This window comes from Streptomyces sp. NBC_00425 (assembly GCF_036030735.1).
Classification (GTDB): domain Bacteria; phylum Actinomycetota; class Actinomycetes; order Streptomycetales; family Streptomycetaceae; genus Streptomyces.
The window spans coordinates 9,326,721-9,351,879 of record NZ_CP107928.1 but is presented as its reverse complement, the minus strand read 5'-3'; the positions used below and the strand labels follow the sequence as shown (position 1 = coordinate 9,351,879).

The window sequence follows — 25,159 nt, the reverse complement described above, 5'->3', positions numbered from 1 at the left end:
GGGAATCGACCGGTGAGCCGGGTCACCGACACATGTCCGCACCTACGGCATGCTCTGGGGCTGGGGGCGTCGCCGCCGCGATCCGGTTCCGAAGGCCTCGCGGGGGCGTACTACGGGGTGCCGGCGATACCCGCCCGCCGGACCCGACCGCTCCACGTCCCCGCCCCGGCTTCGACGGACGAGTCCTGCGCCTGCCGGATCTGCGCCGGCTCGCGCACCGCTCAGTGCTTCTTCAGCTCCTCGGCGAGCATCACGAGGATGCCGCTGGGGCCACGGACGTAGGTGAGCTTGTAGATGTCTTCGTAGGTCGCCACCCCGCGCAGCGGATGGCATCCGTGCTTCGCGGCTGTCTCGAGGGCTTTGTCGATGTCGTCGACCGAGAAGGCGACGCGATGCATGCCGATCTCGTTGGGACGAGTGGGCGGCGTCTCGATCGCTTCGGGGTGGATGTACTCGAAGAGCTCGAGGCGACCTTGGCCGTCCGGCGTCTGGAGCATCGCGATGTTGGCGTGATTGCCGTCGAGGCCGACTGCGGTGTCGGTCCACTCACCGCTGACCGTGTCACGGCCGAGGACCGTGAGGCCGAGGTCGGTGAAAAAGGCGATCGTCGCTTCGAGGTCGCGAACAGCGATGCCGACGTTCTCAAGTTTGATGGCCATGCACGGCATCGTATCGAGCCGTGCCTGTCGGGGCCTTCCGGCGAGGCCGCAGCCGAGCAGCGGAGCACCGTCGAGGTCGGCCGTGTCCCGTCCATGAGCGCGTCCGCGTCGGGAGGCGGTGCCAGGGGGACTCCCGTGCGCCCATAACGGTCCGGGGCGGGGCATGTTCACCACAACGAAGACGAAGAGACGACCAACGACCAGTGAGGCATAGGGGGTTCCCTCATGCTTCGGCCGGTCCGACACGGAACGCTGATCAGGCAATCTGCTGCCACGGCGGCGAACCGAACAGAAGGACACTCATGAGACGTCTCTCCGCAATCCGTACCGCAGGGCTCGCGTCGGGAATCGTGGCGGCGCTGCTGTCGGGCGGCGTCGCGCATGCCACGGACGTCGAACCGGGGCCGGTGGGCACGGCGCCGATCGGCAACTCCGCCACCGGTCCGTCGATCTCCGCCGACGGCCGCTACGTGGCTTTCGCTTCACTGGCAAGGGATCTGGTGTCCGGCGACACCAACCGAGTGGACGACGTGTTCGTGCGCGACCGGCAGACCGGCGCCGTCACCAGGATCAGCGTCGACTCGGCAGGCGGTCAGGCCAACAACGCGAGCCGAAATCCGTCGATCTCCGCCGACGGCCGCTATGTCGCGTTCGAGTCCGTCGCGACGAACCTGGTGGCCGGTGACACCAACCGCTACCGCGACGTTTTCGTCCACGATCTGCAGACCGGTGAGACGACCAGGGTCAGCGTCGGCAGGGACGGCGAGCAGAGCGACAGTGAGAGTTTCCATCCGTCGATCTCCGCCGACGGCCGGTTCGTCGCGTTCGACTCCCCCGCGTCCAACCTGGTGTTCGGGGACACCAACGACATCCACGACGTCTTCGTACGCGACCGGCAGTCCGCCGAGACCACCAGGGTCAGCGTCGATTCCAACGGCCGCCAGGGCGACGACATCAGCCAGGTGCCGTCGATCTCGGCAGACGGCCGCTATGTAGCCTTCTCCTCCGGGGCGAAGACCCTGGCCCTGTTTCCCGACAACAACCGCGCGGACGACGTGTTCGTGCACGATGGGCTGACCGGCCGCACCGACCGGATCAGCGTCGGTCCCGACGGCGCCGAAGGCAACTCCGCCAGTCGCACGGCGACCATCTCGGCCGACGGCCGCTACGTCGCGTTCGAATCGACCGCGTCCAATCTGGTGGCCGGTGACACGGGCGGTCCGACCGACACCGACATCTTCCTGTACGACCGGGTCACCCGGACGACGACGCAGGTGAACCTCGGCCCGGACGGCCTGAGCGACAGCCGAACCCCCGGCCAGGAGCGGACGACGCTCTCCGCGGACGGCCGCTACATCGCGTTCGTGTCCGGTGAGGACAAGCTCGTGGCCGGTGACACGAACGCGAGCTGGGACGTGTTCGTGCGCGACCGGGTGACGGCCACCACGACCAGGGTCAGCGTCGCCGGTGACGGCTCGCAGAGCGACGGCACCAGCTACGGCGCCTCGATCTCGGCGGACGGCCACCACGTCGCCTTCACGACCAGCGCGACGAACCTGGGCGGTGACGGCACCAGCCGGAGGTACAACCTGTACGTACGCGACCTCGGCAACTGAGGTCGGGCCACCGTGGCGTCCTCAGTCACGCGCCACGGTGGCCCACACGCCGGCCAGAGCCGTACGACCGGAGACGCCGACCTTCGTGTAGACGCGGCTCAGGTGGACCTCGACGGTCTTGGGGCTCAGATGCAGCCGGAGACCGACGTCCCGGTTGGTCAGGCCGTCCGATACCAGTCTGACGATCTCGACCTCACGGGCCGTCAGGTCGAATCGCTCGGCGCCGCTTTCGGGCCGGGGACCGCGCGCGTTCATACGCCGCTCCTCACGCGCGACCTGCGGCAGGAACAGTCGCGCATCGCACTGGGCGAACAGCGCGCGGGCGGACGCGAGATGTGCCCGGGCCTGGTCGGTCGCCCCGCAGGCGCCGAACGCCGTGGCGGCGAGCAAGTGCGCTCGCCCGGCCTCCACGGCCGCCCCGATGCGGCCGAACCCGGCGGCAGCGGTGACGGCGAGCGGTGCGGCCGCCGCCGGATCCGTCGGCAGCGTGGCGATCGCGCGGGCCTGCTGTGCCATGGCGGTACGCAGCGGGAGCTCCAGCCGACCGGCCGCGTCCTCCGCCCGGTCGGCCCAGGCGGACGCCGCGGCGATCCGGCCGGCCGCGGCTTCCGCCTCCGTGAGCATCAGGTACACCAACGGCCTGGTGCGCAGGCCCACCGCGGGCAGCTCGGCCCCTCCGCCGCGGGTGAGCAGCAACTCGATGCAGGCGTGCGGATCACCCGAGTGCAACATCGCCTGCGCCAGCATCGCCTCGGCCTGGCCACTGCGCCAGGAGCTCATGGCCGTCGCCTGGTCGTCGACGACGATGGCCTCCTCACCCAGCCGGACCGCCTCGGTGAGGTCGCCGCGCCAGGTGGTGATCCAGCACCCGAAGGTCAACGCCATGACGCGCAGTTCCTCGCTGCCGGTCAGTTCCGCCGACTCCAGGCAGTCGTCGAAGCAGGTCGTCGCCTCCGCCAGCTCACCGAGGTAGGCATGCACCATGCCGCGGATGGCGATCAGCAACGCGATCTTGTGGGACTGTCTGCTCGCCCGAGCCAGGTGAAGCCCGCGGCTCACGTGTCTGCTCGCCGCCGTGAGCCGGTCGGCGGAGATCTCCGACCAGCTCAGCCAGAACGCCGCGTCGATGTCGCGGACGAGATCGCTGTCGGGCAGCGCGTCCAGGAGTGCGGCCGCCTCGTCCAGCCGGTCCGCCCGCCGGTCTATGAGCGTCGCGGCCGACAACGCCGTCGCCAGCAGCAGCGGATCCCCGACTTCCCGCGCGGCGGCGATCGCCTCGGCCACCCGGCCATGTCCGTGCTCGCGCTCGACGCTTTCACCGGCGACGAGTGCGACGAGCAGGACGGCCGCCGAGTGGGCGTCGACGCCTTCGACGCGTTGCCATTCGCGGTGCAGCATCGCCCTGGCCTCGGTGTAGCGCCCGAGAATCTGCTCCACCGTCGCACAGGCCCGCGCTGTCTGCGCCCGGATCAGGGTGAGTTCGGCAGGCAGCAGCCGCAACACCTCGTGCATGGTTTCCCTGGCCTGCCGCAGGTCGCCCGTGGCGCCGAGTGCGTGGGCCAGCCGGCCGAGCAGGATCAGGCGCTGCGGTGTGGCCGACTCCGCGTCGGGCAGCAACCGGATGGCCGCCCGCAGGAAGTGCCCTGCCGTCGTCGGCGTGGTGTCCATCGTCGCCTCGGCCGCCTCGGTGAGCGCGGCGACCGCCTCGAGGTCACCGCGGACGGCGGATCGCTCCACGTGCCGGGCGAACTCGGCCGGCGGCGCGCCCCTGCTCCTCAGTACCGACGCGGCCCGGCCGTGCGCCTGAAGCCGCCAGCCGGGACCGGCATCCTGGTAGGCGATGCTGCGCACCAGCGGATGCCGGTAGCGGAACCGGCCGGTCGCGCCGTCCAGCCGTACCAGGTCGCGCTCGGCGAGCCGGTCGAGCGCGGCGAAGACGGATCCGACGTCCATCGCCGCCGTCTCGGCGAGCGACTCGGCCTCGAAGTCGTCGCCCACCAGTGCGGCGGCGTGCGCGACGACCCGCTCCCGCGGGGTCAGTGCGGCCAACTCGGCGGCCAGTACCCCGTGGACCGCGACCGGGAGCACCCCGTCGGGGTGGAGTGCCGCATCACCGACGGCGATGCCCCGTTCACCCGCCCGCACCAGGGCTTCGAGGTAGAACGGGTTGCCGCCACTGGCCTGGTAGAGCTCTTCCCGCCGCGAACGGCCCAGTCTTTCCGGCATGAGCCGGCCGGCATCGGCTTGGCTCAGCGGCGCGATCTCCAGCAGCTCGGCGACCCCGTCGGTCGCGGCGCGGGACAGCGCGTGCCACAGCCGCAGCGGCGTCTGCCGGGGCCGGGCCGCCAATGCCAGGACCAGCCGCGCCTGGGGCGGGTGGCGCAGGAGGTGGTCGAGCAGCTCGACCGAACCCTCGTCCGCCCAGTGCAGATCGTCGAAGACCAGCACCAGCCCGGACGGCTCGGCGAGCAGCTCCAGCAACGCCCGAACCGCGCGGTGCAGCCGGTAGCGCTCCGCGTCGACCAGGTCGGCGGGACCGGCCGCGGGGAGCGCCGGGAACATGGTCGTGAGAAGGGCGAGTTGCTGCCCCCCGAGGGTGGCGAGACGCTCGGGGCCCAGCGCGGCGAGCTGGTCGTCGAGCGCGTTGACGAACACGCCGAACGGGATGTGGGACTCGAACTCCGCCGCGCGGGCACTGCGGACCAGCCATCCTTCGGTGTCCGCGCGCTTTCCCAACTCCGTCAGCAGCCGGCTCTTGCCGATCCCCGGTTCGCCGGTGACCGCGACGCACCACGTACCGTCTTCGCCCGTCAGCACCCCGCGCAGGATCGCGACTTCTCGCGCCCGGCCGAGTAGAGCGCCGTCGGGCTTGGTTCTCACTTCGTCAGTCATGCTGGCGTCGACTCGCTTTCCGTCCGCGACCAGGCGATGGTAGCGGCGTCATGCGCGCTCGGCAGGCGGTCCAGCCGATCACCTCGGTCCAGGGGTGTCCCGGGCCGGTACGGGCCGGGACACCGGCGGCATCGCCGGTACGGTCCGGTGGTACCGGCAGCGTCCTCACGCCTCACGCCCCATTCCTCACGCCCACGCCCGCACGCCGACCGGACATGCCGCGGCACTACCCGCCTGTTCTCCCCGGCGAGTACGCTCCCCACCGCGCGCTCCTGCGACCGGTCGGGAACGGGAGCCGAAATGCCGCACCGCAACCGCAGCGGCCGAAATGGTGTCTCCTCACGCGTGGCTCGATGCTTCGGAGGGGCGGATGTCGGGCCGCACGACCGCCGTGGGGGGATGGAAAATGGACACATGGGCAGTGCCCGGATACGCCGAGTCGCTGGAACTCGGGGCCGGGGCGAGCGGACGGGTCGTCCTGGCCGTGCACGAGGAGACCGGCGTTCCGGTGGCGGTCAAGTACCTCAGCGAGTCCCTGCGCACCAGGCCCGGCTTCGTACAAGGGTTCAGGGCTGAGGCGCGGCTGCTCGGCGGGCTGGAGAGCCCTTACGTCGCCGACCTGTACGAGTACGTGGAGAGTCCGGACGGCGCCGCCATCGTGATGGAGCTGGTGGACGGCGTGTCGTTGCGAACCCTGCTGACCAGGGCGGCCCCGCTCGAGCCCGAGGCCGCCCTGGTGGTCCTCAAGGGCTCGCTGCTCGGTCTGGCCGACGCGCATCGCGTCGGGGTCGTCCATCGCGACTACAAGCCCGAGAACGTCCTGGTCGTGCCGGACGGATCGTCCAGGCTCGTCGACTTCGGGATAGCCGTGGACGTCGGCGCCAGCGCCGGCGCAGCCGGAACCCCCTCCTACATGGCCCCGGAGCAGTGGACCGGCTCCCCCGTCTCCCCCGCCGCCGACGTCTACGCGGCCACGGCCACCTTCTTCGAGTGCCTGACGAGCCACCGGCCGTACACCGGTGACAATCTCGCCGAACTCGCCCTGCAGCACGTCGACGGGCCGATCCCCGCCGACGAGGCACCCGAGGCGGTGCGGGACCTGGTGCGACGCGGCCTCGCGAAGGATCCGCTGGAACGTCCGGCACACGCCGAGGCGTTCGTCGCGGAACTGGAGGCGGCCGCCGGCGCCGCCTACGGGTCCGACTGGGAAGAGCGCGGGCGCGGCCGGCTCGCCGCGCTGGTGGCACTGGTGCCGTTGCTGCTGCCGTCGGCACGCAGTGCCCCGCCGAGCGGCACGACGGACACCGCACGCACGGTCCTGGGCGGCGAAGCGCACCCCGGCGGGGCACGGTCATGGCTGCCCGGCCGTGCGGGGATACTCGTCTCCGCTGCGGCCGTGCTCCTGGGCGTCCTCCTGACCTACAACCTGCAGCACGCTCCGGAAGCGGAGCCGCAAGAGGCGGCGCAGGCCCTGGCCACCAGCAGTGCCCAGGCCGCCGCGGGGCCGGGGGTCTCCGCCGCGCCCACCGCGTCGGCCGACGCCTTCGAGTCCCCGTCGTCCACCGCATCGTCCAGCGCGTCACCCGGCCCGTCGGCGTCAGCCTCGGCTTCGGTCTCGGCCCCGGTGACCGCCGGCCCCGGCGAACCCCCGGCGTCCGCCACCGCGGCTCCCACCGAGGAGGCGACCTCCAGCGGTCCGACCACCGGGGCCACGCCGACGACCGCCTCCCCGAGCCCGCCGTCGGCTCCCGCCGTGAAGGACGTCACGGTGACGGGTTTCCGGCAGACGGGTGCGACGACCGCCACGGCGACCCTCACCGTCACGACGGACGGAACCGGCCCGCTGTCCATCAACATCTCGTGGTACACGAGCGCCGGCGGCCGCGGACTCGGCACACCGGACGGGGCGTCCCAGTCCTTCGCGCGCAGCGGATCCACCCAGTACACCCTCGCCGTCGACCACACCTTTCGGGGCACCGGCTGTTACTGGGCCGTAGGGGCGACCACGACCCCCGCCTCCGCCGACGGCGGCGCCTCGCAACAACTTCTGACGAGGCAGTGTGAGATCCGATGACCGCTCACCACGACCGCACCCCGGTCCCCGCCGGGGACAGCGAGCCGACCCAGGTGCTCGGCGGCGTCACCGAGCACGCCCCGAGCGTCGAGCCCGGCCCGGAAGACGCCGAGTACAGCGCCACCGTGCTGGCGAGTCACTGGATCCAGCGGCCGCCCGACGCGGACACGACCCTCGTCGCGTCGCCCTTCACCGAGACTCCGGTGACGCCGACACCCGCACCGGATCGCGTCGAAGGCACCATGCTGCGCTTCGGCCCGGGCGTGACCGCAGCCGTCGCCGAGCGCACCCACCGGACCCTGCCTTCGGTCCCGACTCGTCCCGCGCCCCCGCGGCGGCGTCTGCGCAGACATGCCCTGCCTGCACTGGTGTTGATCGGCGTCATCGCATTCCTCGCCCGGCAGCGCCTCGGCCCGTCCCTCGAAGCGGGCGCGGTGCAGGTCGTGGCACGGCCGACGGTCGTGGCGTGCGACGACACGGCGGACGTCGTCGGCCTCGTCGCCACCAACGGCCGACCGGGCACGCTCTCGTACCGCTGGGTCCGAAGCGACGGGACGGCCTCGGGTGTCCTGCGGGAAGTGGTGGTCGCGGGCCAGCGTCAGGCACGCCTGCACCTGCTGTGGACCTTCCAGGGCAGGAGTCACTACGCGGCCCGGGCCGAACTGCATCTGCTCTCCCCCGTCGACCGCACGGTCGCCGCCGACCTCACGTACGACTGTCCCTGAGCGGTCGTGCCTGCCCCATCGGCCCGGCGCGCTGACCTGAGCGTGAGGGCATGGGAGACCTCGCCGAGCAGCCGGTGCAGTGCGGCCGGCCTCGCCCCCGACGACGACGAAGCGGCCGTCGTCAGGAACGAGGCTCGAGCACTTCCAGGGCGCCGGTCTCGGTGTCGTAGCTGCGCAAGGTGGTGAGCCTGACCGACAACGGCGGTGTCGGCAGCAGCTCGGGGATCCGCCGGTCGGCGAAGGCCCCGGCCCGCCGGGTCCGTCCGAGGGTGACGTGCGGGCTCCAGCGTCCGGGCTCGTGGAAGGGGTTGAGGGCTTCGGTCCGGCTGTCCGAGGCGACCGCCTCCCACACCCGGCGGTGCAGGGCGGCCAGTGCACTGTCGAGGTCCAACGCCCAGGCCAGCACCGATGTGGGCCGCTCGAAACGGACCACACCGGTGAACCTCACGGCCAGCGGCAGAGCGGCCGCCACGTCGGCGAGCTCCCAGCGAATCGAGGCAGTCAACTCCCCGCACGAAGCCAGCGTGAGATGCGGGCTGTTGGTCGGAGAGCGGTGGCGCGCCTGACTGGGCAGGCCCGCATCCGCGAGCCGCCGCCACGCCTCCCGTACGGCCGCATCCGTCGCCTCGTCCAGCAAAACCTCGACCGTGCGCACCACCGCAGCCTACCGGCGATCACCCGTGGTCCGCCGCGAGCGGCGCTCATGCCGAGGGTCCGGACAGTGCACAGGACCTGGGCGTCTTCCCGCCGGGGAACGGCCGTGTCACGCCGAGGCAGTCGCAGCGCGGAAGGAGCCGCGCCGCTCGCTGGGGGTGCTCACCGAACGCAACCGCGGCGGCGCCTACCTCTCACTCGGCGCATGCTGCGGGAGGTTCAGCGGGTAGCCACGGCTCGGGACAGTACGAGCTGTTGACGGCCCGCTCGACGGTGTTCCGTTCTTGTCGGCCGACCACAGCCGGTGCCGTTCACAGACCGTCTTGCGCGGTCCGAAACGCTCCGGCAGATCACGCCATTGCCCCTCGCTCCGCACTGCACTCGGTGAAGCCTCCCCGGCCCTAGGGCCTGTTCTGAGTTGAGGTCACGGGAGGGCTGGAAGGCTGCGTAACCAGAGGATGGACCCGCGCAGGTGGAGTCCTGCGGCATAGCTCTCGGGTGTCTTGTCATAGCGAGTGGCCAGCCCTGAGGCAGCCTTCGAGGCGCACGCCGTGTCGCCGGTGCACGCGGAGTCACCGAATGCCTCCGCGAACTCTGCGTCGCGGGGACGGAGGCGTACCGGCTCGGCCTGGTCGCCGGGAAGGGGCTCCCCGCGGCGTCTTGAGACAACGCGCGTCTCGACGGTCAGGCGCCGCAGGCCCCGTTTCCGCCGAGGCTGATCATGGCGCGGTACAGCTGCTCCTCGGTGAGCGGCGGCGCCGGTAGCGGGTGGGCGCGGTCGGTTCGGAAGCCGTCGAGCAGAAGGTAAAGGTGGCGGCGCCAGGCGTCCGGGGCGATGGCGTGGGTGGCCTCGGTGACGCGGCTGTGCGACCAGATGACGAAGGCAAGGTCCTCGGGGGTGAGGTCGGGGCGCAGGCTGCCCTGCTCCTGCGCACGCTCGACGATGTGTACACCGAGTTCGCGGATGCGGGTCTGGGCGCCCGCCAGGCAGGCGCTCTCCGGCAGCCGTATGGAGGCCAAGTCGTTGAACCCCCGGTCCTGTGACTGAAGTTCGCACATGGTCTCCAGGAAGTGGCACAGCCCCGCCCAGGCGTCATCCATGGTGACGGCCTTCTCGGCGGCCTCCCGCCAGACGGCCAGCTTCCCGGCGAAGGTTGCCTGCACCAGGTCCAGCCGGGTGGGGAAGTGCCGGTACAGCGTGCCGATGGCCACCCCGGCCCGCTTTGCCACCTGCTCCAGGGGTGCCTCCATGCCCTGCTCGGCGAAGCAGGAGCGGGCCGCGGTGAGCAGGGCCTCGCGATTGCGCTGCGCGTCGCGCCGCAGGGGGCGGTCGGGGGCCGGGTTCCCGGCGGAGGCGGACGGACGGTCGATGGCCATGTCACTCAGGCTACCAACCGGAGGGATGCCTCATTTTCTCTGCTACGATCCAAGAACATGAGGCTGCCCTCGATTTTCAGTCCTGACCGCTGTCGTGGCGGGAGGTGCGCCTCATCCATTCAGGCCGTCCGACCACAGGAGCACCACCCATGCCCGTCATCGCCGTCATCGGGGCAGGCCCCGGCCTGGGCCTGTCCATCGCCCGCCGCTTCGGAAGGGAGGGTTTCCAGGTCGCCCTGGTCTCCCGGACCCAGGACAAGCTCGACGCGCTCGCCGCGCGGCTCGCCGAGGAGGGCATCGAGGCCGCGGGCTTCGCCGCGGACGTGACGCGTCCCGACTCGCTGCAGTCGGCGCTCGCCGCGGTCGCCGACCGGTTCGGGGCCGTCGACGTACTGGAGTACTCGCCCGCCGACCCCACGTTCGACGGCGCCGCCGCCGTCGACGCCACGGCGCAGGACCTCCACAAGCAGCTCGACTACTACCTGTACGGAGCGGTTGCCGCGGTCCGCCAGGTGCTGCCCGCCATGCTCGAACGCGGCAGTGGCACCCTGCTGTTCTCCACCGGCGCATCCTCGGTCCGGCCGCTCGGCGGCGCGTTCGGCAGCATCGGCGTCGCGGCGGCGGCCCTGCGCAACTACGCCATGGCCCTGGGCATCGACCTCGCCGAGCACGGGGTGCACGCCGCGCACGTGGCGATCGGGGTGTTCATCGGCAGCGGTCCCGGCACCGAGCCCGAGACCATCGCCGAGCACTACTGGGACGCGTACACCAAGCGCGACCAGGCCGAGATCGTCCACACCGTCCCCGGCGGCATCTGGTGAGCACCTCCGGCACGCCCGCGGCGAACACGGCCAGGCCACCCTTGGTGAAGTTCTTCCGAGCCGCCAACAAGGTCGTACGGCCGCTGCTCGCCTCCCGCTTCCACAAGCCGCTGAGCGGGCGCCTGATGCTGCTCACGTACAAGGGGCACAGGACGGGCCGCGAATTCACGGTCCCCATCGGCTACTTCGACTGGGATCCCGGCACGGTGCTCGCCTTGTCCTCCCAGCTCGGCTGGATCCCCAGCATGCGCGAAGGGTCCGCCGTCCGGCTGCGCATCCGGGGCCAGGACCACGGCGCCGTCCCGACGGTCGTCGAGGACCCTGAGAAAGTCGCCGCCCTGCTGGGTGAGTTCGGCCGGCGCAAAGGGCCCAAGGCCGCCAAGGGGCTGATGCTCGGCCTCCCAGGCGACCGGCAGCCCACCGACGACGAGCTGCGCACGGCCGCCGCCAAGACCCGCTTCGTCTGCTTCCGGATGGAGCCCGAGCGGCCGGGCCGGTAGCACTCGACCGGCTGATGCGGTCGACGGAGGCCCTTCCCGCCCGCAAGCACTCCGACTATGAGCGCCAGGAGCGGATCATCACCGAGGCCCTGGCCGAACGCTGGCCGGACCCTGAACGGCAGCAGGCACTCCGGCTGGTCGCCATGGCCGGAGTCGGCACACTGCCCCTGGCCATCGAGATCTGGAGCTGCCTGGAACGCCGTGGGTCGCTGGCCGACCATCTGGACGAGGCTTTCGCGGCAGTGCGATCCGAGTTGATCCGGTGACTCGCCGACTGCGCCGGACCCGCGGCTCGCACTCCGGCTAGGGCCAAGTTCTGAGTGGAGGTCACGGGAGGGCTGGAAGGCTACGTAACCAGAGGATGGACCCGCGCAGGTGGAGTCCTGCGGCGTAGCTCTCGGGTGTCTTGTCATAGCGGGTGGCCAGCCCCCGCCATTCCTTGAACTTGTTGATGGCGCGCTCGACTGTGTTGCGATCTTTGTACAGCGTGGCGTCATGGCTGACAGGGCGGCCGCCGGAGCGTCCCTTCTTCTTGCGGTTGGCGGCCTGGTCGGTCTTTTCCGGGATCACCGCCTTGATGTTGCGTCTGCGCAGGTGGGCGCGGTTGGCACGGGAGGAGTACGCCTTGTCGCCGGCCGCTGCGTCCGGCCGGGTCCTGGGGCGGCCGAGGGGACCGCGCACCTTGATCTTCTTGAGGACCGGGATGAAGCGCGGGCTGTCCGCGGCCTGCCCGGGGGTGAGGATGATGGACAGCGGGCGGCAGCGCCGCTCGACGGCGAGGTGGACCTTGCTGGTGAGCCCGCCCCGGGAGCGGCCCAGCTCGGCGGCCCGTAGTCGGGCCCTGCGGCGTCGGTGCACGGCGCGGCGCTGTTCCCGCTCGGGATCCTCCCTGTTCGCGGACCCCTCGCCTACGGCGTCGTTTTGCCCCTTTGCCGCAGCCCCTTTCCTCCGCCACGGCCTTCTCCAAGTCCTCAAGGAGCTCCGGGGCGACGACCATGCCCGCCGCGTGGTGATGCGCGCGGGCAACGGTCGAGTCCACGCTGACCAGGCTGAGATCGACGTCGTCGCGGGCCGCTGCCTCGGCGATCACCGCTTCCATGAGGGTCTGGAAGACTTCGTCACGCGCCCACGTCCGGAACCGGTCATAGATCGTCGACCAGGAGCCGTAGCTCTCCGGCACATCCCGCCAGGGGCTGCCGGTACGGAACCGCCACATCACCACGTTGAAGTAGCTGCGCAGGTCAGGAATCGGTCCGAACGCCCCCAGCGGCAGGTGCGGCTCGATCAACTCCCACTCGGCATCGGTCAGATCACCACGAGTCACGCGACCGGTCTACCGCAGCCAGCACCCTCCTGAAGCGGGAATGACCGATCCCGTGATCTCAACTCAGAACAGGCCCTAGTCGTCTCCGGCGCTCTGCCGGGAGCGGGAGCTCCGGCGCGCGCTGCGCGCCAGTTCACTGCCGATCAGCGTCGCCTTCGCCACGCCACGTGCCCAGCGGGGGGCGTCACCCCGGGCCTCCCAGTAGACGCAGACGCAGCCGCCGACGAGGAGCAGAAAGACGACCGACAGTATGAGCAGGAGCACGCTCCACTCTCCGTTCCTGTGAGGGTTTCTGCCATCCTCTCAGGCGGGTCGCACCCGCGGCAGGCCTTTGGCGCCATCGCGGTCGGCCGGGCGCACCCGAGGTCATCGGCGGTTCACCGAGAGGGGGCGCTGAGCGTCGGTCGGGTGGTCCTCCGGGTCGGGTCGGGGCGCGGCCGCCTCCTGAGCGGTCACCTCGTGAGCAGTCGCCTCCTGAGCGGTCGCCGCCGTCCCCTGCCTCCGCGTCATCCCCACTCCCGCCAGCACCACGACCATTCCCAGCACCACCCGTACGCTCGGGTCCTCGCCCAGGACGACCGCGCCCAGCAGCACGGACACGACCGGCAGCAGATATCCGACGACCGCGGCGTTGGTCGCACCCTCGTCGTTGATGATCCGGTAGGTGAGGTGGAAGGTGATGGCCGTGCAACAGACGCTGAGGACGACGGCCGCGACCAGAACCGTCGGGCCGGGATCGATGGACTGCAGACCGCCGATGGGCACCGCGAGAGTGCTCAGTCCGCTCGCGGCGACGAGCTGGGCGGCGGACAGCGAGATCGTGGGGGTTCCCCTGCGGACCAGGGTGCGGCCCATGTACGTGAACGCCACGGCGTAGCTCGCGGCCGCGCCCAGGATGGCGAGGGCGCCCCAGCCGTCGGCCGCGGCCGTCTGCCAGGGGGCGAAGATGACGATCGTGCCGGTGAAGCCGAGCAGGAGACCCGCCAGCCGGACGGGCCGCAGCCCGCGCTCGGAGCCGAGGGCCAGACCGAGGGCGATCGACCAGAGCGGGGTCGTCGCGTTCAGGGCGCCCGCAAGCCCGGAGTCCACGCTCTGCTGGCCCAGGCTGAACAGGGCGAACGGCAGGGCGTTGCAGAAGAAGGCCGCGATGACGAGGTGCCGCCAGACGGCGGCTCCCTTCGGCAGCCGGTGCCCCGATGCGCGGCAGGCGACGACGAGGACGAGCGCGCCGAGGGCGCAGCGCGTGAACGTGACCTGGAACGGGGAGAGCCCGCGCAGCGCCAGCTCGGTCCAGAGGAAGGTCGAGCCCCAGAGCAGGGCGAGCACGGCCACCCGCAATCCGCCCCACAGACTCCTCGCCCCACTGCCGTCGTTCATGGTGCCTCCTCCTCTTCCGTCTCTTCGGTCCGGTGAACCGGTGGTCGTTCTCGTGCCGGCCTGCGTGATCCCTGCCAATGAAGGTGCCTCAGCCAAGCTTTGAGGACAAGCAAATGGTTCTACCCATACTGTTAAGCTGTGCTACATGCTTGATGTGAGGCGACTGCTGGTCCTGCGCGCGGTGGTCACCAGTGGCACGGTCACCGCCGCCGCGGCACACCTCGGCTACACCCCGTCCGCCGTCAGTCAGCAGGTGGCGGCGCTGGAGAAGCAGGCCGGTACGGCGCTGCTGGAGCGGGTCGGCCGCGGGGTGCGCCCCACGGCGGCCGGGTTGCTGCTCACCGAGCACGCGGCGTTGATCAGTGCGGCGGTCGCCCAGGCGGAGACCGCGCTCGCCGACCTCCGCGCGGGACGCACCGGCCGGCTGTCGGTCCGATACTTCGCCACGGCGGGCTCGACACTGGTGGCGCCCGCCCTGGCCGCGCTGCGCGCCGAGCACCCCGGTGTCCGTGTCGACCTCCGGCTGACCGACCCGCAGGACCCGTTCCAGGAAGTGGCGGAGGGCCGGGCCGATCTGGCGGTGGTGGTGCAGTCGCGGGACCGCGCCGGCGACGGCTTCCGGCTCGTCCACCTCCTCGACGATCCGTACGCGGCCGTACTGCCCCACGGCCACCCGCTTGCGGGCAACGAAGTCGTCGACCTGCACGAGCTGGCCGGAGAGCAGTGGGTCGGCAGCGAGCCCCCCGGTCCCTGCCTCGAACCGGTCATCGACTCCTGCGCGGCGGCCGGCTTCAGCCCCGACTTCGTCATCCAGAGCGAGGACTACGCCACCGCGCAGGGCTTCGTCGCGGCAGGTCTCGGCGTCGCCCTGATGCCGCGGCTCGGGCTGCGCAACCAGCACCCCGGCGTCGTCGTACGCCAGGTCCGCAACCCTGAGCCGGTCCGGGTGATCTCGGCGGCCGTCCGGGAGATCGCCCTCGAACAGCCCGCCCTGCATGGCCTGTTGGACGCACTGCGCGACGCAGCCGTCGCCGCCGCCGACGCGCAGGACGCGCACGGGTCCGCCGGGAACAGCTGAAGCGCCGGGGGTACGACGGCCGCGACCCGAGAGGGACGGGCCGTCTCGGATCGTCAGCCTCCTGCCGCCCAGGGCGGAGAGCCGACGCAGGGGGAAGCGGCAGTCGGTCCACGACCGGGCGCTCAGCCGTCACGGGCCTGAATGAGCCATGGCGTGGCCTTCGCCACAATTTACCCATTTATGGACATAGCCATGTCTATAAGTAGTCTCAAGGCTGGTTGCGCCTCTTGGGTGATCAGCGCAGACGCAGAGACAGTGCCATGGGAGATGTGTTTGATCATGCTGAGGAAACGACGCACCGGACTGGTGGCTACGACCGGCGTTCTTGGCGGCGTGCTCGCGGTCACGGCCCTCGGCGGTACAAGCATCGCTGCCACCGGCACCGACGACGCCGGGAACCACGCCACATCACCTGCACAGGCGCAGGCGAAGACACCGGCACCAGCACAGACACCGGCGAAGCAGGGCGCCGTGGAAGCCTCCGAGGCCCGCATAGAGATCACGCCCGGGCAAGGCAGTCACCACGTCGGCGTCGACGACCCGGTCGGTGTCACCGTCGGCAAGGGCACGCTCACCAAGGTGACCATGACCGCCGTCGCGACCGGGGCCGAGGTCCCGGGCACCGTGTCCGCGGACCGCACGTCCTGGAAGCCGGACGGCCCGCTGAAGCGTGCCACCGAGTATCAGATCGCCGCAGAGGCACAGGACGCCAAGGGCCGCTCCGCCAGCAATAACGCCACGATCACCACGGTCTCCCCGGCCAACGACTTCATCGGGCACCTCTCCCCCGAGGACGGCTCGACCGTCGGCGTGGGCATGCCGGTGTCGGTCACCTTCGACAGGGCGGTCGACGACCGGGCCGCCGTGCAGTCGGAGATCCAGATCAGCTCCAGCAGCGGCCAGCAGGTCGTCGGCCACTGGTTCGGCGACCACCGCCTCGACTTCCGCCCGGAGACCTACTGGAACCCCGGCTCCACCGTCACCGTCACGCTCACCAGGGACGGCATCCAGAAGACGGTCACGTTCACGATCGGCCGCAGCCAGGTCAGCACCGTCGACGCGAAGACGAAGCAGATGACCGTCGTCAGGAACGGCAAGACGATCAGAACCATCCCGATCTCGTCAGGCAGCGCCGAGCACCCGACGTACAACGGTCAGATGGTGATCTCCGAGAAGTACAGCCACATCCACATGAACGGTGCGAGCGTCGGCCTCAACGAGAAGAACGGCAAGCCCTCGTACGACATCAAGGCCGTGCCGCACGCCATGCGTCTCACCGACTCGGGCACGTTCATCCACGGCAACTACTGGGGCGCCGACTCGGTCTTCGGCAAGGTCAACACCAGCCACGGCTGCGTGGGGCTGAGGGACGTCAGGGGTGGCGGCAACGACAGGCAGCCCGCCGCGTGGTTCTTCGACCACTCGCTGACCGGTGACGTCGTGATCGTCAAGAACTCCAAGGACAAGACCAGGCTCGCCCCGGACAACGGCCTCAGCGACTGGAACATGCCGTGGAGCGAGTGGGTCGCGGGCAGCGCGACCGGCTGACACCGCGCTACGCTCCCGGCCTTCTCGTGAGTCCCGCTCACCGAGCCGGGCGATGCTCAGGCCGACCTCGAAGAGCCTTCACGTCGAGGAAGGCCTCGGCATCATCGACACCACGACCTTGCCGGCGCCGGTGCGGCCCTGCTCGACGTACGCCATCGCCTCCAGCATCCGGTCGAACGGGAAGATCCGGTCGACGACCGGGCGGAGCACCCCGTCGTCGTAGAGGGCTCCGAGCGTGCCCAGCCGGGCGCCGTCGGCCCGCATGAAGAAGAACTGGTAACGCACACCCAGCGACGCCGCCTTCTTGCGGATCCTGCGACTCAGCGCGTTCAGCAAACCCGGAGGGCCCGGCCGTCGAGGCACGGGACCGCGGATGCGGCTCGCCCGTACACGCCCAGATCCGCTGCGGAGAGGACCAACCCGTCCGGCCCGAGGACATCGAGAGCGTGCCCGGCCCCGGCTTCAGGAGGAAACCGGCGCAGTGAGGTCGCGCCCACGCGCTCACGGCGCGGGGCACCCCTGTTGCGCGGGGCATGCCTGTTGCCCGGGGCACCCCTGTTGCCCGGTGGCCGGCGACAGCAGACCGGATCGGGGGCCCGGGCGGCCGCCCGGGGCTTGTAGCCACCGGCCGGAGGCTGCGCGCGGGCGCCTCCGACCTCACGAGCGGCGCCGGGCCTGTCAGCCGAGGGGCAGCGCCGAGGGGCCCGGGCGCGTACGGGCTTGCGGCGGACTCAACGGGCCGTGCCCCTCGGCGCAGACGACCGTCGCGCGCAGCGGCTCACCGCAGTCCGCATGGCGAACCTCCAGGGGCGGCCCTTCCGGGTCCGCCGTGTACTGGTCGCCCCACTGTTTGAGGGCGATCATCGCGGGCCACAGATCCCAGCCCTTGCGGGTGAGCCGGTACTCGTGCCGGGCACGACGGCCCTGCTCACGGTAGGCGACTGTCTCCAGGATCCCGGCCGCCACCAGCTTGCGCAGCCGGTCCGCGAGGACGGCCTCGGACAGTCCGATGTGCCGCCGGAAGTCGTCGAAGCGCCGGACGCCGTTCATGGCGTCCCGAACCAGCAACAACGACCACTTCTCGCCGATCAGGTCCAGAGTGCGATGGACCGTGCAGTTCTCAGCGCTCGTCTCCAGCCACCTCATGCGCCCATCCTAGGCTGGCTTCGTCATTGACAGCCAGAGGATCGCAGAGCTAACTTCACCTACAGAAGTCAGCCATGCCAGGGAGTGGGAATGCGCAGGTCACGTACGTTCGAGTGGTCGGACCCGGCCCTCTCGGCCGGAGCCGTCGGAGATCACAGCGGCCTCGACTTCCTCCGCGAGATCGTGGCCGGACGGCTGCCCGCCCCACCCGTCGCCGCCACCCTGGGCTTCACCCTGGAGGAGGTCGAGCACGGCCGGGCGGTCTTCGTGCTGGTGCCGGGCGAGGAGCACTACAACCCGATCGGCAGCGTCCACGGCGGCGTCTTCGCCACGCTCCTCGACTCGGCGGCCGGCTGCGCCGTCCAGTCCGTGCTGCCCCAGGGCACGGGCTACACGTCGCTCGACCTGACCTTGAAGTTCCTGCGTCCGGTCACCGTCGACACCGGCAAGATCCGCGCCATCGGCACCGTCCTGCACAGCGGTCGCCGCACCGCGCTCGCCCAGGCGGAGCTGCGCGACTCCGAGGACCGGCTGCTGGCCCACGCCACCAGCAGTTGCATGCTGTTCCCCGTCCCGCCCCGCTGACGCCCCGCGCCGCCTTCCCCTGGGCCGGCCACATACCCACCCCGGCCCGATTTCCGGCCCCGCGGTCCGCGTCGGCGGTCACGGTGACCTGGGAGCCTCGACGGGGGCTGCGGGCGTCCATGGTCTCTTCTGCCTGGCGCCGGGCGACCGGTCTCCGGGCGCGGCCCCTTCGGGCCCGCCCACCATGCCGTTCCGCCCGCCCCGCTCGCCCGGTTGACGTGCGCCCCGCTTCGCACCTGCGCTTGCAGCGGCACGGCGCGGCCAGGGGCCGAGGTGAGCCGGAGCGGGTCGAGGGGAGACGGGAGTGGCAGCCCGACCACGGCGGTGGCCGTTCTGCCGGGCGGCCGGGCTGCCGGGAGCGCCATCAGCCGGGCCGTCACCGGTGCGGCGGGTCGGCCGACGACATCGGTCAGGATTCGAGAAGCAACGGCCGCGGAGGACGCCTAGCGTGAAGGACATGACCTCCATCGACTTCATCACCCTGGAAGTGGCCGACCCCGCGGCCGCCGAGCGCTTCTACTCGCAGGGCTTCGGCCTGGGCAAAGAGGTACGCCTGCGGGTGTCGGAGGAGCCGACCTCCGGCTTCCGCTGGTTCACGGTCTCGCTCGTGGTGTCCCAGCCGTCGATCGTCAACAGCCTCTTCGCCACCGCGCTCGACGCCGGCGCCACGGCGCTGAAGCCCGCCAAGAAGTCGTTGTGGGGCTACGGCGGCGTCCTCCAGGCCCCGGACGGAACCGTCTGGCAGATCGCGAGCTCCTCGAAGAAGGACACCGGCCCGGACAGCCGGCAGATCGACGAGATCGTCGTACTGCTGGGCGTGACGGACATGGCCGCGAGCAAGCAGTTCTACGTCGAGCGCGGTCTCAAGGTGGCGAAGAGCTTCGGCAGCAAGTACGTCGAGTTCGACGCCTCGTCGAGCCCCGTCAAACTGTCGCTGTACGGGCGTCGCGGCCTGGCCAAGGTCGCCGGCGTACCGCCGGAGGGGACGGGCTCGTCCCGGCTCGCGATCGGCAGCGACGCCGGGCCCTTCACCGACCCCGACGGGTTCGTCTGGGAGCCCATCGCCTGAGGTTCCGCGACCGCGACGCGCCTCGGACGCCCGTGACGGGCGGTTGCACCAGCGAGCGACTCCGCCCGCGGGACCGCCGCTGCCGGGCCGGGCGTCCGCCGCCCTCGCACCACGGGTGCCGGGCCGTTCCGCCTGTTCCTTCTCCGCTCGTGCGCAACCCGGAGTCGAGCCCCGTCGGTGGGCGCAGCCTGGCCGGACGCGTCGGCGATGTGCCCCTTCTCCGGCCGCCGGTACCGCTCGGTGCTCACCCCGGCGACGACCGCGGCCTCCGCGCGCCGCGCCCCTGGGACGTGAAGCAGACCGTTGGGTCGGCAGGCCGACCTGCTCGTCCAGGAGACCTTCGGTGACCGCGCATCGCTGCGGCGGGAGGTTGAGTCAACGCCTCCGGCAGTGACGACCTTCCGCGTGCCGGGCGGACAGGGCTTCGTGAGGCCGATGGCCGCCGCCGCACCACCCCGCCCCGCCCCGCCGATGAGACATGAGTACGCCCCTTCACCGCAGGACGTTCCCTCGGTGCGTGACGTCCACGGGTTCCCACGCTCGAAGGGATCGGCCTCAGCCTGCCCGGCGTCCTTCGGGCGAACTCGCGCCGCACACGGTCTTACACGCCGGCTGCCCGGCTGCCCGGCTGCCCGGCTGCCCGGCTGCCCGGAGAGGCGATGACACGTTGCGGGCCGATAAACCGCATTCAACTGATTGTCACCGCTTCGAGGTAAGCATCCCGTCTCACCTCTGAATGCGGCCGGTTCAGCGGCTAGCTTTCTGCAGGTGGACGGATACCCGTGATCCTGCCCGCTCGTTGCCCACCCTCCCTGTCTCCCGGCCGACGCACGCGTGTGCGCCGGACGGCCTGCCGTGCAAGGAGAAAGTCCCCGATGTCCGTCGACAGCGTCCCGGAAACCCACACCACACCCGCCGCGGCGCAGCAGTCCCTGAGTACCGCCGCCGCCCGCAACCTCGCCACCACCACCAAGTCCGCCCCGCAGATGCAGGAGATCACCTCCCGCTGGCTGCTGCGGATGCTGCCCTGGGTCGAGGCCAAAGGCGGCGCCTACCGGGTCAACCGGCGGTTGCGCCACACCCTCGGCGACGGGCGCATCGAGTTCGTCCAGGAGGGCGCCACGGTCCGGGTGATCCCCCGGGAGCTCGGCGAACTGGCCCTTCTGCGCGGATTCGAGGACGCGGACGTTCTCACCGTCCTCGCCGACCGCTGCACGCAACGCGATTTCACGGCGGGCGAGGTCCTCGTCGAGCGCGGCGACCCCGCGGACCGGATCCACCTGATCGCCCACGGCCGGCTCATCCAGACCTCCGAGGGCCCGTACGGAGGAGAGAACTCCCTCGCGGTGCTCGCGGACGGCGACCACTTCGGCGAGAACGCCCTGTCGGACTCCGACGCCCGTCACGACTGCACGGTCACCGCCCAGACCTCCGGCACCCTCCTCACCCTCTCGCACGCCGACTTCACCGCCGTCCAGAACCGCGCACCCCACCTACGGGCCCACGTCGACCGGTTCAGCTCCCGCGCGCGGCAGCGGCAGAACAAACACGGCGAGGCGGAGATCGCCCTGTCGGCCGGTCACGTCGGCGAGGCCGAACTGCCTGGCACCTTCGTCGACTACGAGCCGAAGCCTCGCGAGTACGAGCTCTCCGTCGCGCAGACCGTGCTGCGGGTCCACACCCGGGTAGCCGACCTCTACAACGGTCCGATGAACCAGAGTGAGGAGCAACTGCGGCTCACCATCGAGGCGTTGCGGGAACGTCAGGAACACGAGCTGATCAACAACCGCGAGTTCGGGCTGCTGCACAACGTCGACTTCAAGCAGCGCATCCAACCCCGCTCCGGGCCGCCGACCCCTGACGACATGGACGATCTGCTCTGCCGCCGGCGCGGCACCAAACTGTTCCTCGCCCATCCCAGGACGATCGCCGCCATCGGACGTGGCTTCAACGCCTGCGGTCTCTACCCCGACCACGTCGACCTCGGCGGGCAATCCGTCCCCGCCTGGCGCGGAGTCCCCATCCTGCCCTGCAACAAGATCCCGGTCAGCAAGGAGCAGACCAGCACCATCATCGCGATGCGCACCGGCGAGCAGAACCAGGGCGTCATCGGTCTGCGGCAGACAGGGCTGCTGGACGAGTACGAACCGGGGCTCTCCGTGCGGTTCATGGGCATCAACGAGCAGGCGATCATCTCGTACCTCGTCAGTACCTACTACTCCGCCGCGGTGCTCCTGCCCGACGCCCTCGGGGTGATGGAGAACGTGCAGATCGCCCCCAGGCCGCGCTGACGTCCTGACGCCCTGGCCCGCCGCAGGTCCACGTGTGACACGTCCGAGCACGACGGACCGCCCACCCCACCGCAGCAAGGAGCCGACGATGCCCGACTCCGGGCCCCTCGGATCACCCCCGCCCGAGCGGCGACCGAGCCCGCCCACGACCGTGCCCGACGCCCCCGCGCCGGTGGTCCCCGACCTTGCGGCCACGCGGGCCGCCTCCGGCTTTCTGGCAGCACTGCATCCGCCGGTCACGGCCCCCGACCCGCCACCGCCCCCGGCGCCCCCCTCCACCGCACGACACACGCCGGACACGACCGCGGCCGGTTCCGCCCTCCAGGAGGTCGCCCTCCAGGGGATCGCCTTCCAAGGAATCCTGCGCGGCCCCACCGGACTGGGCACGTCCTCCCTCGCACTGTCCGCCAGGTGCGAACCCCCGCCTGCGCAACCGGTGTCCGCGACACCCGCTCCGCCCGCCGCGGGCCGAGCCGTCCCCGGGCTCTACCACCATTCCGTCCCGGAGCCCGATCCCGTGCGCGTCGAGGAGGTCAGCCGCCGGATCAAGCACTGGGCCGAGGACGAGGTGCAGCTCTATCCCGAGGAATGGGAGGGACAGTTCGACGGCTTCTCCGTCGGCCGCTACATGGTGGCCTGCCACCCCGACGCTCCGACGGTCGACCACCTGATGCTCGCCACGCGGCTCATGGTGGCCGAGAACGCGGTGGACGACTGCTACTGCGAGGACCACGGGGGGTCACCCGTCGGTCTCGGCGGGCGTCTCCTCCTCGCGCACACGACGCTCGACCACCTCCACACCACGGCGGAGTACGCCTCGGCGTGGCAGGAGTCCCTCGTCTCGGACGCCCCCCGCCGGGCGTACCGCAGCGCGATGGGCTACTTCGTCCGCGCGGCCACACCCTCGCAGGCCGACCGCTACCGGCACGACATGGCCCGGCTGCACATGGGCTACCTGGCGGAAGCCGCCTGGGCCCAGACCGGCCACGTCCCGGAGGTGTGGGAGTACCTGGCGATGCGCCAGTTCAACAACTTCCGCCCCTGCCCCACCATCACCGACACCGTCGGCGACTACGAACTGCCCGCGGATCTGCACGCGCGGCCGGACATGCAGCGGGTCATCGCCCTCGCGGGCAACGCGACCACCATTGTCAACGACCTCTACTCGTACACCAAGGAACTCGACAGCCCGGGCGTCCACCTGAACCTGCCGGTGGTGATCGCGGAACGCGAGCGGCTCTCCGAGCGCGACGCCTATCTGAAGGCCGTCGAGGTCCACAACGAACTCCAGCACGCCTTCGAGACCGCCGCGGCCGACCTCGCGAAGGCCTGCCCGCTGCCCCCGGTGCTGCGCTTCCTCCGGGGAGTGGCCGCCTGGGTCGACGGCAACCACGACTGGCACCGCACCAACACCTACCGATACAGCCTTCCCGACTTCTGGTAAAGAACGGACTTTTCTGTGACGACTGAGACGACCTCCGCCGCCCCCGGGACCGCCGCCGCGAAGATCCCGGCCCCGGCGACCGCGTACCAGGAGGACATCGCCCGCTACTGGAACTCGGAGGCACGACCGGTCAATCTCCGCCTCGGTGACGTGGACGGGCTGTACCACCACCACTACGGCATCGGGGACGTGGACCACGCCGCGCTCGGCGACCCGGCGCACAGCGAGTACGAGAAGAAGCTCATCGCGGAACTGCACCGGCTCGAATCGGCGCAGGCGGAGTTCCTCATGGACCACCTCGGGGCCGTCGGCCCGGGCGACACCCTCGTCGACGCCGGCTGCGGGCGTGGCGGGTCCATGGTCATGGCTCACCGCCGCTTCGGCTGCAAGGTCGAGGGCGTCACCCTGTCCACCACCCAGGCCGAGTTCGGCAACAGGCGCGCGCGGGAACTGCGGATCGAGGACCACGTCCGCTCCCGCGTGTGCAACATGCTCGACACGCCTTTCGACAAGGGCAGCATCGCAGCGTCGTGGAACAACGAGTCGACCATGTACGTCGACCTCCATGACCTGTTCGCCGAGCACTCGCGCTTCCTGAAGGTGGGCGGCCGGTACGTGACGATCACCGGCTGCTGGAACCCCCGCTACGGTCAGCCGTCGAAGTGGGTCTCCCAGATCAACGCCCACTTCGAGTGCAACATCCACTCGCGCCGCGAGTACCTGCGCGCCATGGCCGACAACCGGCTCGTGCCGCACACCATCGTCGACCTCACTGCGGACACACTGCCCTACTGGGAGCTGCGGGCCACGTCGTCGCTGGTCACCGGAATCGAGGAGGCGTTCATCGAGTCCTACCGGGACGGCTCCTTCCAGTACGTCATGATCGCGGCCGACCGCGTGTGAGCCCGCGTCGCGGGGCAGGGGCCGCGTCCCTCGACGGCGGCCCCTGCCCCGCGAGGCGCAGGCCCCTCCCGGGGCGCCGGCCCGGGTCCGTCCCGGACCGTCCAGGACGGACCCGGGCAGTGGGAGCAGCGGCCCGCCTGCCGTCTGCCGTCGCGCCCGGCACGGGTCTACTGTCTGTCGAGTGAACGCAGACGACGCGAACCGGCGGTGGGCACGGTCCATGCCCGAGGCCTACGACCGGCACCTCGTGCCGGTCTTCTTCCGCCCGTTCGCCGCCGACCTGGCAGCCAGGGCGGCCACGCTACAGCCCCGAACGGTTCTGGAGCTCGCCGCAGGGACCGGGGCGTTGACCTCGGCCCTGCTCACCGCCGCGCCCACAGCCTCGGTGGTGGCCAGCGACCTCAACGAAGCGATGGTCGCCGCCGGGTCGGCACGCGAGCCGCGCGCCGCCTGGCAGCAGGCGGACGCCCAGGAACTGCCCTTCGAGGACGGCCGCTTCGACCTGGTCGTGTGCCAGTTCGGGGTGATGTTCTTTCCCGACCGACCTGCCGCCTACGCAGAGGTGCGCCGGATCCTGGCCCCGCGGGGACGGTTCTTGTTCAACAGTTGGGGCCCGCTGGCCACGCACGGGTTCGCGGCGGCCTTCCAGGACGCCCTGGAGGAGACCATGCCCGGCAGAGCGCCCGCGTTCCTCGGAGACGTGCCGCACGGTTACACGGATCCGGGTCTGGTCGCCTCGGACCTCGCGGCGGCCGGGCTGACCCTGGGCTCCACCGACGAGGTCACGCTGGACGGCGTCGCGGCGTCGGCCGGCTCCGTGGCCACCGGGTTCCTCACCGGCACACCGGTCAGCGCCACTCTGGAAGCCCGGGACGACGCGCAGTCCATCAGGGCCTCGGTCACACAAAAGATGACGGACCGGCTCGGCACGGGTCCTGTGACGGCGGCGATGACCGCGACGGTCTACACGGCTCACGATCAGGAGTGACGCTCTCCGACCGGTCGACACGGCGCTCACTGCCGCCGTCTTCCCCGGCTCCCGTCCGGCGTGCCGTCGCCCCCGCCGGTACGGCGGG

Annotated in this window: 22 protein-coding genes and 2 pseudogenes; 14 read left to right on the top strand and 10 right to left on the bottom strand. The window is 71.0% G+C overall.

The annotated features are described in order from the left end of the window. Positions 1-221: 221 nt before the first annotated feature. Positions 222-659 (bottom strand): VOC family protein, encoded by a 438-nt coding sequence (locus OHS82_RS41380; protein WP_057577261.1) that lies wholly within the window; start codon positions 657-659, stop codon positions 222-224. A 302-nt stretch (positions 660-961) separates the two neighbouring features. Here OHS82_RS41380 and OHS82_RS41375 point away from each other — a divergent pair, with 302 nt between their 5' ends. Beyond that, positions 962-2,275, top strand: a complete 1,314-nt coding sequence (locus tag OHS82_RS41375; RefSeq protein WP_107105162.1) for a TolB family protein — start codon at positions 962-964, stop codon at positions 2,273-2,275. Positions 2,276-2,296: 21 nt separating this feature from the next. Here the strand turns inward: OHS82_RS41375 and OHS82_RS41370 are convergent, their stop codons facing one another. Continuing rightward, positions 2,297-5,167 (bottom strand): helix-turn-helix transcriptional regulator, encoded by a 2,871-nt coding sequence (locus OHS82_RS41370; protein ID WP_079041122.1) that lies wholly within the window; start codon positions 5,165-5,167, stop codon positions 2,297-2,299. Between the two features lie 406 nt (positions 5,168-5,573). Between OHS82_RS41370 and OHS82_RS41365 the strand changes: the two genes are divergently transcribed. Together OHS82_RS41365 and OHS82_RS41360 are read left to right on the top strand one after the other, a co-directional pair. Further along, positions 5,574-7,241, top strand: a complete 1,668-nt coding sequence (locus tag OHS82_RS41365; protein WP_057577258.1) for a serine/threonine-protein kinase — start codon at positions 5,574-5,576, stop codon at positions 7,239-7,241. Then, complete coding sequence (locus OHS82_RS41360) at positions 7,238-7,966, top strand: hypothetical protein (RefSeq protein WP_057577257.1); 729 nt, start codon at positions 7,238-7,240, stop codon at positions 7,964-7,966. Before OHS82_RS41365 ends, OHS82_RS41360 begins: the two co-directional genes overlap by 4 nt. A gap of 121 nt (positions 7,967-8,087) precedes the next feature. On the opposite strand, the gene OHS82_RS41355 is transcribed toward OHS82_RS41360, so the two are convergent. From OHS82_RS41355 to OHS82_RS41345, 3 genes and pseudogenes are all read right to left on the bottom strand, one after another. Continuing rightward, positions 8,088-8,621 (bottom strand): 2'-5' RNA ligase family protein, encoded by a 534-nt coding sequence (locus OHS82_RS41355; RefSeq protein ID WP_328435785.1) that lies wholly within the window; start codon positions 8,619-8,621, stop codon positions 8,088-8,090. Positions 8,622-8,894: 273 nt separating this feature from the next. Beyond that, a pseudogene (locus OHS82_RS41350) lies at positions 8,895-8,990 on the bottom strand (IS5/IS1182 family transposase); the annotation flags it as partial. A gap of 314 nt (positions 8,991-9,304) precedes the next feature. Then, the gene (locus OHS82_RS41345; protein ID WP_328435783.1) at positions 9,305-9,997 is read right to left on the bottom strand and encodes a TetR/AcrR family transcriptional regulator; all 693 of its coding nucleotides are present in this window, start codon (positions 9,995-9,997) and stop codon (positions 9,305-9,307) included. Between the two features lie 149 nt (positions 9,998-10,146). On the opposite strand from OHS82_RS41345, the gene OHS82_RS41340 reads away from it, so the two are divergent. From OHS82_RS41340 to OHS82_RS41330, 3 genes are read left to right on the top strand one after another with little or no spacing between them, the layout of a single operon-like run. Then, positions 10,147-10,818: an SDR family NAD(P)-dependent oxidoreductase gene (locus OHS82_RS41340; protein WP_266405025.1), complete on the top strand. Its 672-nt coding sequence runs from the start codon at positions 10,147-10,149 to the stop codon at positions 10,816-10,818. A gap of 44 nt (positions 10,819-10,862) precedes the next feature. Beyond that, on the top strand, positions 10,863-11,318 hold the full coding sequence (locus tag OHS82_RS41335; protein WP_242433066.1) for a hypothetical protein: 456 nt from the start codon (positions 10,863-10,865) through the stop codon (positions 11,316-11,318). A gap of 14 nt (positions 11,319-11,332) precedes the next feature. Then, complete coding sequence (locus OHS82_RS41330; RefSeq protein ID WP_328435780.1) at positions 11,333-11,584, top strand: acyl-CoA-like ligand-binding transcription factor; 252 nt, start codon at positions 11,333-11,335, stop codon at positions 11,582-11,584. 61 nt (positions 11,585-11,645) lie between these two features. Here the strand turns inward: OHS82_RS41330 and OHS82_RS43645 are convergent. The 3 genes and pseudogenes from OHS82_RS43645 to OHS82_RS41310 all read right to left on the bottom strand — a co-directional run bounded on the left by OHS82_RS43645 (position 11,646) and on the right by OHS82_RS41310 (position 14,019). Continuing rightward, positions 11,646-12,642 (bottom strand): annotated as a pseudogene (locus tag OHS82_RS43645) (IS5 family transposase). A 75-nt stretch (positions 12,643-12,717) separates the two neighbouring features. Beyond that, positions 12,718-12,906: a hypothetical protein gene (locus OHS82_RS41315; protein ID WP_057577251.1), complete on the bottom strand. Its 189-nt coding sequence runs from the start codon at positions 12,904-12,906 to the stop codon at positions 12,718-12,720. A 102-nt stretch (positions 12,907-13,008) separates the two neighbouring features. Further along, positions 13,009-14,019, bottom strand: coding sequence for a DMT family transporter (locus OHS82_RS41310; RefSeq protein ID WP_328435779.1), 1,011 nt, complete (start codon positions 14,017-14,019; stop codon positions 13,009-13,011). A 145-nt stretch (positions 14,020-14,164) separates the two neighbouring features. On the opposite strand from OHS82_RS41310, the gene OHS82_RS41305 reads away from it, so the two are divergent. Continuing rightward, positions 14,165-15,097 (top strand): LysR family transcriptional regulator, encoded by a 933-nt coding sequence (locus tag OHS82_RS41305; RefSeq protein WP_328435778.1) that lies wholly within the window; start codon positions 14,165-14,167, stop codon positions 15,095-15,097. Positions 15,098-15,376: 279 nt separating this feature from the next. Then, positions 15,377-16,645: a L,D-transpeptidase gene (locus OHS82_RS41300; RefSeq protein WP_328435777.1), complete on the top strand. Its 1,269-nt coding sequence runs from the start codon at positions 15,377-15,379 to the stop codon at positions 16,643-16,645. 78 nt (positions 16,646-16,723) lie between these two features. On the opposite strand, the gene OHS82_RS41295 is transcribed toward OHS82_RS41300, so the two are convergent. Beyond that, positions 16,724-16,981: a zinc-binding dehydrogenase gene (locus OHS82_RS41295; protein ID WP_057577248.1), complete on the bottom strand. Its 258-nt coding sequence runs from the start codon at positions 16,979-16,981 to the stop codon at positions 16,724-16,726. A gap of 342 nt (positions 16,982-17,323) precedes the next feature. After that, positions 17,324-17,791, bottom strand: coding sequence for a winged helix-turn-helix transcriptional regulator (locus OHS82_RS41290; protein ID WP_057577247.1), 468 nt, complete (start codon positions 17,789-17,791; stop codon positions 17,324-17,326). Positions 17,792-17,881: 90 nt separating this feature from the next. Here OHS82_RS41290 and OHS82_RS41285 point away from each other — a divergent pair, with 90 nt between their 5' ends. The 6 genes from OHS82_RS41285 to OHS82_RS41260 all read left to right on the top strand — a co-directional run bounded on the left by OHS82_RS41285 (position 17,882) and on the right by OHS82_RS41260 (position 25,071). Continuing rightward, positions 17,882-18,376, top strand: coding sequence for a PaaI family thioesterase (locus tag OHS82_RS41285; protein WP_057577246.1), 495 nt, complete (start codon positions 17,882-17,884; stop codon positions 18,374-18,376). A gap of 457 nt (positions 18,377-18,833) precedes the next feature. Next, positions 18,834-19,445, top strand: coding sequence for a hypothetical protein (locus tag OHS82_RS41280; protein WP_057577385.1), 612 nt, complete (start codon positions 18,834-18,836; stop codon positions 19,443-19,445). An 875-nt stretch (positions 19,446-20,320) separates the two neighbouring features. Next, a complete protein-coding gene (locus OHS82_RS41275) occupies positions 20,321-21,736 on the top strand; it encodes a family 2B encapsulin nanocompartment shell protein (RefSeq protein ID WP_057577245.1) in 1,416 nt (471 codons plus the stop codon). An 88-nt stretch (positions 21,737-21,824) separates the two neighbouring features. Then, the gene (locus OHS82_RS41270; RefSeq protein WP_328435775.1) at positions 21,825-23,180 is read left to right on the top strand and encodes a family 2 encapsulin nanocompartment cargo protein terpene cyclase; all 1,356 of its coding nucleotides are present in this window, start codon (positions 21,825-21,827) and stop codon (positions 23,178-23,180) included. A gap of 15 nt (positions 23,181-23,195) precedes the next feature. After that, entirely contained in the window at positions 23,196-24,083 is an 888-nt protein-coding gene (locus OHS82_RS41265; RefSeq protein ID WP_328435774.1) for a geranyl diphosphate 2-C-methyltransferase, read from the top strand. Between the two features lie 220 nt (positions 24,084-24,303). Continuing rightward, entirely contained in the window at positions 24,304-25,071 is a 768-nt protein-coding gene (locus OHS82_RS41260) for a class I SAM-dependent methyltransferase (RefSeq protein WP_057577242.1), read from the top strand. Positions 25,072-25,159 lie beyond the last annotated feature (88 nt).